The organism is Haloferax sp. AS1 (assembly GCF_014530665.1).
Lineage (GTDB): Archaea > Halobacteriota > Halobacteria > Halobacteriales > Haloferacaceae > Haloferax > Haloferax volcanii.
Genome location: NZ_SPSA01000001.1, coordinates 2,796,028 through 2,807,949 on the forward strand (window position 1 = coordinate 2,796,028; position 11,922 = coordinate 2,807,949).

The following is an 11,922-nucleotide window of genomic DNA, read 5'->3' on the forward strand; positions in this document are numbered from 1 at the left end:
GGGTGACGAAGCTCTCGGGCGGCCAGCGCCAGCGCGCCTTCATCGCCCGCGCGCGCGCCGGCGAGGCCGACCTGCGCGTCTTGGACGAGCCGACCGGCGGCGTCGACGTCGAGTCGGTCGACGCCTTCTACGACCTGCGCGAATCGCTCAACGAGGAGGGCATCACGATTCTCCTCATCGACCACGACCTCGGCGCAGTCACCGACCACGCCCGGCGCGTCGTCTGTCTCAACCGCGAGCCACCCCCCAGAAGCCTTTGCGTGAGCTTCAACCCCACAAGGGTTCGTCTGAAACAGCCGTTCCCGGACGCGACCAAGTCCGCGAACATGCTTCAACCCCACAAGGGTTCGTCTGAAACTGCAATAGGTCCCCGCAAGGCCAGCGTTGGTTGCGGCTTCAACCCCACAAGGGTTCGTCTGAAACCGATTACACGCTTGTGTATGAGCGGTATTCGAGTCAGGCTTCAACCCCACAAGGGTTCGTCTGAAACGTGGGACGACTCGGGTCACAAGATGGGTCCGCAACAGCTTCAACCCCACAAGGGTTCGTCTGAAACACCCCGGCGGACGGTCATCGGCAACCCCTCGTGGCCGCTTCAACCCCACAAGGGTTCGTCTGAAACGATTCTCTATTAAATGCTTCTTCTCACCGCCTGACTGCTTCAACCCCACAAGGGTTCGTCTGAAACCGCCGTCTTCGACGAAGCCGTTGATGGTGCTCGCAGCTTCAACCCCACAAGGGTTCGTCTGAAACTCATTTCAGATCTGCTCAATCCGCGCGAGCAGTGGCTTCAACCCCACAAGGGTTCGTCTGAAACTCCCACACACCCTGACCGCAATCGGAGCGATCATCTGCGTGCTTCAACCCCACAAGGGTTCGTCTGAAACGAGTCAGAACGACTTCATTATCCGAGGCATAGAACGTGCTTCAACCCCACAAGGGTTCGTCTGAAACTATCTTGCAGATGTTATCCAGCCCTGCGACGGGTCGCTTCAACCCCACAAGGGTTCGTCTGAAACGAGTCTCCACCGTCCTCGTCGTCCGACGTGCTCGCTTCAACCCCACAAGGGTTCGTCTGAAACTGCTCGTAGACCGACGCCGTCACGTCGCCGCCGGGGCTTCAACCCCACAAGGGTTCGTCTGAAACGGTCGTCATGCTCCACGATTTCGACCGGCTTGCCGCTTCAACCCCACAAGGGTTCGTCTGAAACCATGTCCGATATCGAGGACACAGACTCTCTGAGGGGTGACTACGATAAAGAAGTTCCGTCGACCGTCAGTAACCCGAGCCGACCGGGGGGTCGACGGAAACTCAGAGGAAGCGTTTCTCGTCGGTCGGGTCGTCGCCGTAGACCGAGCGGTTGAGAAGTGTGTCAGAAGACAGTTCGTAGATAATCGTTGACTCACCCGGCTTCAACAGGTCTTCGACCTCGTTTCGAAGCGTCGCTAAATCACCCTCTGAAATTTCGCCTTCGAGGACGGAGTTCTGAACGTGCGTCAGATAGCGTCGCCCAAGCTTGAGCGCTTTGTGCGTCCGTTCGGCTTCGAGGTCGTACACCATCACGACGTACATTTCACCACCACCGTTCGAAGGGCTCGTACTCCTCTCCGGTCAGCAGATGCTTTTTGAGTTTGTACGCTTCGAGCCGCATCAGGTACTGATAGCTCACTTTGCGGTTGAGCTTCGGATGCTCGACGGTTCGTTCGAGCGTCTCCTCGAACGCTTTCGTGTACGTCTTTCGACCGCCTTCGTTGAGGAGACAGGACCCGAGTTCGGACTCGAAATCGCTCGCAGTAATCTGATTTCTGTTGATGAGTCGAAACAGCACGCGATCAGCGAGGACGGGTTTGAACAGGTCGGCGAGATCAAGCGAGAGCGAGTAGCGACGCTCGCCGGGTTCGTGGAGATAGCTAATCGATGGGTCGAGCGCGGTCGCGCGAATCGCCGAGACGCAGTTGGCGTAGACGAGCGCATTGCCGAACGAAATCAGGCTGTTGACTTCGTTCGGCGGCGGGTTGTATTCGCGGCGTTCCAATCGGAACTCTTCGGGGAGAATCTGATTGAAACCCCGGTAGTACGCCTTTCTGGCAGTCGCTTCCACGCCCATGAGTTCGTCAATCGGACGCGTCTGGTCGACGCGCGCCGACGCGGCGTCCAAATCGTCAATCTCAGTCTCTAACCCTCGATTCCGGTTGTTGTAGTAGACGACGTTCGTCCGCATATTGTGGATGCTCGCCGAGACCATTGCCGCCGCGAGCCGCCGCCTGTGGTCGGTATCCTCGTACGCACGGACCTGCTCGACGACCGTTCGACCGGAGGTTTGCCCGCGCTTCGGCATCACCGAGCCCGCGTAGTAATCCTCCCAGCCGAAGACGTGGAGTGCGACCGTGCGCTGATTGAGAAACGACATCAGTCGGGTGTTGAAGTCGATTTGTCCGTGCAAGAAGAACGCCTCCGCGTTCTCTATCGGGACGTACTTCTTGTCGCCGGTTTCGGTGACGAGCCTGAGCGTGTCGTCGCTTCGTTCGAGTCGACCGTCGGAGAATACGTGATAGTTCCTGTCCATTGTCAACACCAGCAGAAGTCGTGGTACGCACACGACTCGCAGAAGGGCTTTCGCTCGGCGGGCGGCGGCGAAGGTCGGCGTACGAGTTCGTGAATCGCACGAATCGACGACTCGACTTTTTTCGCTCGTTCTTCCGTGAGCTCAACCGACTGCCGGCGGCGCTCTCGCGGGTGGGCGAGGACGCCATCACGACGAACGCCGGCGACTCTGTCGAGATACCACAGGTAGTACGACAGTTGCATTTCGGCGGGCTCGGTGAGCGCCGACGAGGGTTTGACTTCGACGACTCGGCCGTCGTCGAGCAAGTCCAGTGAGATCATTCCGAGGCGGAGGCTCTCCCGTTTTTCGTCGTACGCGGTCTCGTCGACCCGAGTTCCTCTCACGACGGTCGCGTTCTCGCGGTCGATTTCGAGACTCCGGCTTTCGAACCAGAGCTCCCGCTCGCAGACGTAGTAGTACTGCATCATCACTCCGGTGACGCGAAACGGCTCGTCGACGGGCGCCCCCCGTGCGGTCGCGAGTAGCCGGTCGACCGGATCGCTCGTCGTCATAATATCCGGTTGTCGACGCTACTCTCTGCAACCAGTCCGGTCGTCGAATCGAAGTAACTGTCGTGCCGGACGTCTCTCGTGTCGATCCACCGCGTTTCAGTGTCTTCGTGAATACGCGCTAAGCCGCTGAGTGCCTGTGCCTCTTCCGAATCGCTCCGATATATCGGAATCGACACGGTCGCTTCCTTTAGACTATCCATAAGTTGGCGTCCCCGCTCGAACTCGTAGTCCCGCCACGCGACTCTGGCGGCTTCGACTCGTTTTCGTTCAGTGGCGGTCCGACAGACGACGACCTCCACGCTCCGCCGTTGTTCGATCAGCGACAACTCCCCGAGTTCGTCCGCTCTCGCCTCGTTCACGCACTCGACGTACGCGTCTTTGCCGACGTTCTTCTCGTCGTGGAGTCGACGGTAGTACTCTTCGACGGCCGTTTTCGAAACCGCCGCTTCCGGAATCGTGCCTTCGCCCCCACCGATATCGTCGAGCGTCTCGGTCGCAACGGGGAGTAGCGCCGTTCCTCGGTTGTACACCGCTTCCGACGGCGTCTTCGTCTGTTCGTCGGGCGCTTCGAGCCACCAGACGACGACGCGACCGCGGTCCCTCTCGAACGAACGGTTGCAACGTCCGGCGGCCTGGACGATGCTATCTATCGGTGCGAGGTCTCGGTAGACGCGGTCGAAACTGATGTCGACGCCGGCTTCGACGAGCTGGGTCGAAACCACGACGAGCGAGCAACTTCGTTCGGTGAGCAGTTTCGCGGTCTCGATGAGCCGAAGCCGGTCGACCGGACGTAATCGAGTGGAGAGGTGGAGGACTGGCTGCCCTCCGGCGTCGGCGACTCGCTCTGCGACTGTCGTCACCTCTGTGTCCGTACTATCTCGGTCGGTGCTTTCGAGCACGTCGGCGTAGACCGACCCGACTGATATCGCGTCTGAGAGGCTCTCGGTGACGTGCGCCGTCAGCGCTTGTGCACTGTCGATAGTGTTGCAAATCGCGAGCACCGACTCTGTTTCACCAGCCTCGTCGCTGTTGGTTCCATTGGCTTCGGCAGTCTCGTCGACTATCGCACTTGCCGCCTCGGTATACGATTTCGGTTCTTCCCGTGATTCGATATACCGAGTCGTTGAGTCGTCAAGCTCGTATTGGACGCGTTCCGTCGCCTCGAAGTACGTCTCGGGTTCGGAGACCAGTTCAGTCGCGTCGTCGAACAACTGCGGTTGCGTGGCGGTCATGGCGATAACCGTTGCATTGTACTGCTCAGTGAGCATTCTCACGAGCCGCGGAACCAACTTCCACCAGTCCAACGGGAGGCTCTGCGGTTCGTCCAACACGACGACGCTGTCCCGGAGTGCCGGGAGCTTCATCGACTGCCTGTTGGCCGGTCCGGCGAGGCTTTCGAGCAGTTGGACGAACGTCGTCACCGTCATTCCGGCGCGCCAACTTTCGGCCAGCATCCCGGCGACATCGTCGTTCGCGTCCGCTTCGTCGGCGCTCTCGTCGCTTTCATCGACGATTGTCGCCTCCGAGAGATGATGATGCGCGGTCAGCAACCGCCCGGTCGTATCGACTTGATATATCCCTTCGACTTCGGCGACGACTTGGTCGATGATGCTCGTAAACGGGAGCGCGTAAACCACGCGCCTCCCACCGACTCGGTCGCGAACGCTGAGAGCCGCTGACAGGCCGGTGAGCGTCTTTCCCATCCCGGTCGGAAGCGTGATCGTCGCGACCCCACCGTCGGTGTCGGCGAACGATTCGACATTCGACAGGACCGACGTCCTCGCTTTCGCTCGGAGGAAATTCAATCGCTCGCTCCGGTTTCCGTCTCGGTCGGCGTCGGCGGTTCGCTCTATCGACTCGATGTACTCGTCGAGCCGTTCGAACGTTGGCTTCTCTGCGTCGTAGGTTCCCGCGGACGCGTCGGAACCGCTCGCGGCCGCCGCGGCGCTCGTCTTATCTGCGAGGACCAGCGACCCCCAACACTCCAACACAAGCCCGTAACAGCGCTCTGAGAGCGTTTCACGGTTAATCGTCGTTGCGCTCGACCCCGTCGATCTTTTGACTTCCGTCAGGAGTTCCCTGAACGACCCTCGGAACGACGACCACGACCCCTCCCCGTCGGTCGCGCTCTGAAACACCTCTCGGGCGAGTTCCGGCGCGTGCTCGTCGATGTCTTTGAGCTGCTTCGCAATCGCCGCCTGCTGCAGCTCGGCACTGTTTTGGCTCCCCCGCGAAACGTTCTCGCGGCGGTTCGATCGGCTGAAGACGTACGCCGCAACGTCGGGGAGTCGACCGTGATGTTTTGCGACCGCGACGAAGCCGGCGAGACAGGTCTCCGAGTCGAAGTTCTGGGTGCTGAGCGCGTAGTACGCGGCGAACGAGCCGAGCGGCGCGTGGTAGCGATACTGCTCGTATCTCGGTTCTTTCGACCGCAACAGGTAGTCCTGAAAGTACGTCGTCGCCTTTCCGAAGTCGTGCACGTATGCGAGCGTTTCGACGACCGCCCGGAGCGGTTCTCCGGCCGGCGTCTTCGCGTCGGCCGGAATGACGTATCTGACACGCTCGGCGACGTCTCCGAGATGGTCGACCAGCGGAACGCCGTCGTGAACGTCGTTCGGCGGGTGAGAGTACCGCTCCGGCATCAGACGAACACCACGTTCCGGCCGTCGACCTCGACGCTGTCGACACCGTCGATGACCAGCGGTTCCGCGTCAGGGTTGTACGCGTACGTCGTGAACTCCGTCGTCGTTCGGCCACCGGCGTCCGCTTGCATAAACGCGGGCGATTCTTCCACCTGGCACCGCGTCCCTTCCCGCAGCACGATGTCGTCCACCGCGTTCGGAACGGCGGAGTCTACTTCGACTCGGCCGGCTTCGGAGCCTGACTCGATATCGAACTCGCCGTGATAGTCGATTTCTGCGAGGTGTTCCGACAGACCGAGGCTCGGAACGTAGTGTGACTTCCCGGCTTCCAGTAGCTCTCGAAGCTCCCTGTACCGTTCTGTTTCTGCGAGCCACACGTCGACCCGGTAAGCGGGTTCGACGAGCACCTCGTAGTTGTGTTGTTGGCGGAGCGCCGTCGGATTCGGTAGCTTCACGCTGATCTTCCCGTGACCGTTGAGCGACTGTAAGTTCCCGCTCGCGGTCGACAGCGTGTTCATCGGCATATTGAGCGTTCGAACCGCTCGAACTGGCTCGATTGCAATCTCCGACGAATCGGGCGCGAACAGGTCGTAGTAACCGTCGCGTTCGATTCCGAGCACGGCCGCGAGCAGTCCGGCCACCGTCGTCCGCGGGATGATGCGGTACGTCTGCTTGACGACGTTTCCCTCGACCCGCCGGAAGTGCCCCCACGGACCGCTGACAGTGAACGACAGACAGCGGTCCGGACGCCCGCCGTCGTCACCGACCCACTCGTCCAACGATTCCTGTTCCATCTTATGCGGCGTCGCCGGTCGGAAGCGTCTCGGTGTGTTCCTCGTAGACGTCGACGACCTCGACGGCGTCGTCGCCCACGGCCTCGCGAAGCGCCCCGTACAGGAGTTCGGAACTCCCCACGTCTCCGTCGTACGAGATGTCGAGGATGTCGCTCGCGACGATTCGAATCCGGCTAATCCGGGCACTCGCGCCCGCCAGTCGGTCGACGAATCCGTCGATTTCGAGGGTGAGGTCCCGAACCGTCCGGAGTTCCTCGTCCGGCTTTGAACGGTCGTCGTCGAGAACGAGGTCCCTGTCGAGACCGCCGAGGTGGAAACTCTCGTCGGCGTACTCGACGCGGCAGTAGAGCCGCGGTTCCTGACCGACTTTGCTTCGGCTTATGGTCTGATTCTTGATGGCTCGCCAACAGAGCGTGTCGAGTCGCTCGACGTCGCCGACGGTGAGGTTCGTGTCGGCGGCACCGTGTTCGTCGACGAGTCCGTGGAACCGGATGAGTCCGTACTGTATTCGGTGGTCGTCGAGGTCGAACCCTCCTTGCTGTTTGTTGTCCTGCGTGGCGATAACGCTCGTGAGGCTGTCGTACTCCTCGTTTTCGCTGACAGCGTGTACTGATTTCCCCGGCGAGAACTGGACGGGGCCGGTGAAGTGGTCGGGGAGGTGCTTTGCGTACACGTCGTCGGTATCGACAGACATCGTCGCGCCGAAGTATCGAACGTCGACGCTGTTGTCGAGGAACTCGCCGAACACGTCGTTTCGGAACCGCTCTGCCTCGTCGCTATCGTCGAGGTCGTATTCGTCCGGTTCGACTTCTTTGAGGCGGTCTTCGAGGAGTTCGCCCCGCGTGTACTGGTTCCCCTCGCGCTGGACGTTCCTGATGTAGACGCCGTGGCCGTCGTCGTCCAACTGGTCGCGGAGGTAGCGCTTCAGCCGAACGTCGGTGACGATGGCCTGCTGAGTCTGCGGGTCGATTCGAGGTCGATTAGAACCGCTGAGGGGATTCCCGTTCGGATTCGCGTCGACCGCGTCGTACAGGAATACGATTTCCGAGCGATTCGTGACGGCGTCGTTCGTGTCTGACATCTTAGTGTTCCTCGTCGGTGGTTCGTTTGTCGCTCGCGTCGCTGTTCTGTTGGTTCCAGTCCGGATGGTCGTTCATGCCGTAGGTCACGCCGAGGGCGTAGTAGAAGCGGAGATCGTCGGTGTCGATCTCCCAGTCGTCGGGGTCGGGGTCGAGAACCGTCTCTCGGAGTCGTTCGACGATGTGTTCGGCTTTCGTCCCCGGGTAGCTCTTTCCTTTCTTCTTTTCTTGGCGCGTGTAGGTCAGGGTCTTGGCGACGGTCTCCTGCGTGACTTTCTTGATTCGCGCTCGCGTGATTGACTTGACCGGGTACTGGTCGACGAGCGTCGTGGACCGGTCCTCGGAGTACTCCTGGTAACTTCCGATGTCTCCGACGAGCGCACCGAGAAGGAACGCCCCCCGGCGCTCGCTGGTCACGGAGTCTTCGTCGTCGTCGTGCGCCGGCGAGAGCGCGGGCGTGTCGGTGATGAACGATTCGAGTTTCTGTTCGGCGGGGTGACCCCCGTCGGCGATAAGGATTTCGTCTAGTGTTGGCATCGTCAATCTCCCGTAGGTCGGTTCGCGGGTAATCTGGCTTTTCGCGGGGTCGTTCGTCTTCAACAGCTCGAGTTCGCCATCGGCGAGCGCACAGAGCTGTGCAAACTGGCTGGCGACCAGAAACGACGGAAACCCCTCGAAGTCGTCGTCTGACTCCCCGTCGATGATTCGGGCGACGTACTCTTCGAGCAGCACTTCGACGGCTATCGCGTCCCCGCTCAGTACGCTCACGAGCGCTTCGATTCGCGGGTCGTCCGCGTCCGCTTCGGCGTCGTCCCGCTCTGCGAACGTCTGATAGAAGTACCACCCCGTCGAAACCGCGTGGAGTTGCTCGTCGTTCACCGACAGCAGCCCCCACTTGTCGTTTTTCGGGAGTGGTGCCGTCCAGTCGGTGTCCGAGTTGAACGCGGACGCGTCTCGGACGAATCGATTGTGGGTGAACGCGAGTTCTTTCGGATAGTGTAAGCGGCCGTTTAGCGTTTCGCCGAAGACGTCGTACCTGGACATCTGGTGTGGCATGACCGCCGAGACGTAGAACCGGAGCCTCGTATCGGCGTCGTCGAGTTCTCGTTCCTTCATGTACGCCTGCTCGATTGGTGTCACGTCACCGCCGTCTTCGACTGCACTACACAGCATCTCGTAGAGGCGATACACTCGCTCTGGCGTCAGCCGTCCGAAGAAATACGGCAGATAGTACACTTTCGCACCGAACGTCCGATACGTACACGCCTCGACGAACGCCTCGGCGTTCATCACCGTCACTGCGGCGTCCTCCGAGATTGGGTGGGCACGCCACGCGTTTTCGATATCCAGCCCCGGGAACTTTTCGAGTTGCTTGCCAAGGAAGTAGTTCTGTGGATCTTCTGCGGTTCCAACCGTTCGGGAGGGTCGCCCGGTTACGATATCGGTCGCGTCTCCCGACGAGTCGTCGGCCTTGTTCTTCGTGACGAGTTTCGATAGTTTGCGTTGGCGCATCGCCTCGTTGAACGCGGCGATGTCGCCGGGCCATCGATAGTCGCCATCTCGTTCGGTCTTTACTTGGACCGTCAACAGCGCGGTTGCAGATTCGCCGCCTAACGCCCGAACGACCGCTTCTTCGATGGCTTCGAGCGCAGCGTCCCGTGTTCCAAGCTCAGCGAGACGGTCGATAACCCAGCCGTCCGGGTGTTCACTGGCAGCAGTCGCGACGACGTCGTCGGTCGCCCATTTCGTGAGCCGTTCTTTGGCGTATCGCGCGAGCTTTTCGGGGTCGCTGTTTCGCCCGGCTTGGTGGGTGATACTGTGGTCGATTCCGCGCGCAGCCGGGTATTTTGAGTGTCCTACCTGTTGAATCAGGTCTTCCGTGTACCGCGTCACCAGTACTGGCCCACGGGCATCGTCGGCTAGCTGTGGTTCGTCTCCCGAGATATCGACGCGAACGACGATGAGACTGTCGTCCGTGTCTACGAGGTCCCGTGCCGCATCCGGTGTGAGATACGGGGCGTACTCTCCGCCACCCGTCGTGGCGAGCGTGTAGAGTTTCCCGTAGAGGTACTGCAAATCGCGGAGCGAGCCGACCGGTGAATCCGGGAGGTCGTCGACCAACTCGTCTTCTGGATATCGGTCGCGAAACTCGCTAGGCGAAAGCATCGCGCTCCTCTCCCATCGTCTCACCCGGACGAGTTCGCTCTGCAACGTTCATGAATCCGAGTCCGAGCGAGTTCCGCTCTCCCAGTCCGCAGTCGAGCGCGAGGTTCAGATGTCTTCGGTGGTCGTCGTCTCGAACGGTGTACTCGAACTTCCACTTGCTCAGGACGTAGGTCATCTCTTGTCCCTCGGTCACGGTCAATGGAAGCGCGAAGGTCTTCAATAGCTCGTAGCCGTCGAACAACTCGCCCGAGACCTCGCTCGGCCCGGGGAGATGGTCGTGAACGAACCGGTCGTGTTTCTGGTCGAGGTTCGCCTCCAACTGCTCTCGAAGCGGGGCCGTGGTGTGTTCCGGCCGCCAGAACGTCGCAGTATCGCCACCGGGATGGTCGATTCCGTACTCGTCGCACCGCCACGGCGGGATTCGAACGAGGAGTCCGGTCCCGGTTTCGAGCGTCCCCCTGGTCCCTGGCTCGCCCACGTCGGGTTCGAGGGATGTTACCTCGTCGACGTGAAACGGCATCTCACCGACGTTGAACTCTCGGTCGTCGAGCAGATTCGCCGCCACGTTTGCGAGTAGTTCCTCGTCGGGCGACGCGACCAGTAACTTCCGGTCGTCACCTTCCCGCATATTTCGAGGCGGAAACGGATTCGAGTAAGCGAACCCCGGCGGCTCGCCGGAATCGTGTCGTTCTCCGTAGGCCGTCCCATCGAGCGCGTTCCAGATTCGCCCGCGGATCTTGTGATGGTAATCGTTCTGATACGCAGCATCGGAACGCGCTGATAAGTGTGCCATGATTCGCACGTTATCCGATACCTCCTTCTCTACTCATTGTTGTACCCGTGATTGTTTGCTCCTCGACATAAAATTATGCCCGTAGTTTGACGGGTCGCGACTCACTGAAGTTCGTCTGAAACATCTGGGTGACCATCCCTGTTGGATGGTTATCTCTGCTTCAATCTCTTTTGAGTTCAACGGATACCAGTCTCTCGCATGAGACTGTATTGATTGCCATAACCGGGGCTGTAATAGAGCTTCCGTCGGAATGGTAGCCAAACCCCTGGTCATGGTATTAAGTCGTCACTTACGAAGTCGATATCGTGGTTTCTGAGCCCACGTCGTCTTCGAATTACATCGACTTGGTTTCCCCTTGTAGTGTGGGTTTAACTTGACCTGTTCAATGATCCCATCTTCGTAGAGTTGGTCAAGAAGCTCAGCTACCTCGCTAGTAGGAAGGTGCGGGACACATTGGAGTCGCTCGACAGTAACTCCGTCTGAACCACTTGTCGCACCCAACTCTCGAAGCGTGCTAATTAGTTTATGACTGAGTTGTAACTGGTCATTGGTGACACACACCTTACCTCGTTTTGTATGTGTTGTTTGGTTCATCGTTGTTGCGGAGGGGGCTACCTAGCAACCAAACAGATAAGACTCACGAGGGGCAACGAGCAACTGCCTGCTCGTGCAGCCCTGAGTCAAACTACTGGTTGCCGGGTTGGTTTACACGTCCGGTGGAACTGGTATTCTGGCCGGGCGTGTCAACAGCGCCCTCTTTAACCTATACTACCCCACTCACTTATATCTATGCACGTCTGTGTATCCTATCTATATCCGAACTCAAAATCCCGGTTATCTCTGAAGTAATCTAAGTTCTATACAGGATTGTGTATTGTTGGTCTTTAACAGCGGTTGGTCCCATGCAAATATTTGAGTGATTCTACTGACGAACCGCTTCAGTTTCTCTACACAACGGCTTCTGCTGAACCTCGCCACTGAGAAGCACGGCCGTCCACTCGGGCTCACTTCAACCTCACAAGGGTTCGTCTGAAACCGTAGTCAAACAGCTTCCGAGAACCGACTATTTCCGACTTCAATCCCACAAGGGTTCGTCTGAAACCTATGGGACGATTTACTCGACCATCCGCATCCCGTCGCTTCAATCCCACAAGGGTTCGTCTGAAACTCGATTCGTCGGAACTCCGACCGGGAGATATCGGGGCTTCAATTCCACAAGGGTTCGTCTGAAACGGGACGACCGGCGGCAAGGACAAGCCACTCTCGAACGCTTCAATCCCACAAGGGTTCGTCTGAAACTCTTGAGCACCAACGATGTATGACGCGACTA

Annotated in this window: 8 protein-coding genes, 1 pseudogene and 1 CRISPR repeat array; of the genes and pseudogenes, 1 reads left to right on the forward strand and 8 read right to left on the reverse strand. The window is 59.4% G+C overall.

Features of this window, described 5'->3' with window-relative positions:
* Positions 1-239 (forward strand): annotated as a pseudogene (locus tag E4P24_RS14760) (ATP-binding cassette domain-containing protein); the annotation flags it as partial.
* A gap of 25 nt (positions 240-264) precedes the next feature.
* Positions 265-1,211: a CRISPR direct-repeat array (repeat unit 30 nt; unit sequence GCTTCAACCCCACAAGGGTTCGTCTGAAAC).
* A 101-nt stretch (positions 1,212-1,312) separates the two neighbouring features.
* Here E4P24_RS14760 and cas2 read toward each other — a convergent pair.
* From cas2 to cas6, 8 genes are read right to left on the reverse strand one after another with little or no spacing between them, the layout of a single operon-like run.
* On the reverse strand, positions 1,313-1,573 hold the full coding sequence (cas2, locus tag E4P24_RS14765; RefSeq protein ID WP_115803825.1) for a CRISPR-associated endonuclease Cas2: 261 nt from the start codon (positions 1,571-1,573) through the stop codon (positions 1,313-1,315).
* 1 nt (position 1,574) lies between these two features.
* Positions 1,575-2,567, reverse strand: coding sequence for a type I-B CRISPR-associated endonuclease Cas1b (gene cas1b / locus E4P24_RS14770; protein ID WP_188148641.1), 993 nt, complete (start codon positions 2,565-2,567; stop codon positions 1,575-1,577).
* 2 nt (positions 2,568-2,569) lie between these two features.
* Positions 2,570-3,118 carry a CRISPR-associated protein Cas4 gene (gene cas4, locus E4P24_RS14775; RefSeq protein WP_115803826.1) on the reverse strand — a complete coding sequence of 183 codons (549 nt, stop codon included), beginning with the start codon at positions 3,116-3,118 and terminating at the stop codon, positions 2,570-2,572.
* Positions 3,115-5,760, reverse strand: a complete 2,646-nt coding sequence (locus E4P24_RS14780) for a CRISPR-associated endonuclease Cas3'' (protein WP_188148642.1) — start codon at positions 5,758-5,760, stop codon at positions 3,115-3,117. The genes cas4 and E4P24_RS14780 overlap by 4 nt, the downstream gene beginning before the upstream one ends.
* A complete protein-coding gene (gene cas5b, locus E4P24_RS14785) occupies positions 5,760-6,554 on the reverse strand; it encodes a type I-B CRISPR-associated protein Cas5b (protein ID WP_115803828.1) in 795 nt (264 codons plus the stop codon). The genes E4P24_RS14780 and cas5b overlap by 1 nt, the downstream gene beginning before the upstream one ends.
* A gap of 1 nt (position 6,555) precedes the next feature.
* On the reverse strand, positions 6,556-7,635 hold the full coding sequence (gene cas7b / locus E4P24_RS14790) for a type I-B CRISPR-associated protein Cas7/Csh2 (RefSeq protein WP_115803829.1): 1,080 nt from the start codon (positions 7,633-7,635) through the stop codon (positions 6,556-6,558).
* Between the two features lies 1 nt (position 7,636).
* Positions 7,637-9,799 carry a type I-B CRISPR-associated protein Cas8b/Csh1 gene (gene cas8b / locus E4P24_RS14795; protein WP_115862012.1) on the reverse strand — a complete coding sequence of 721 codons (2,163 nt, stop codon included), beginning with the start codon at positions 9,797-9,799 and terminating at the stop codon, positions 7,637-7,639.
* Positions 9,786-10,592 carry a CRISPR-associated endoribonuclease Cas6 gene (gene cas6, locus E4P24_RS14800; RefSeq protein WP_188148643.1) on the reverse strand — a complete coding sequence of 269 codons (807 nt, stop codon included), beginning with the start codon at positions 10,590-10,592 and terminating at the stop codon, positions 9,786-9,788. The genes cas8b and cas6 overlap by 14 nt, the downstream gene beginning before the upstream one ends.
* Positions 10,593-11,922 lie beyond the last annotated feature (1,330 nt).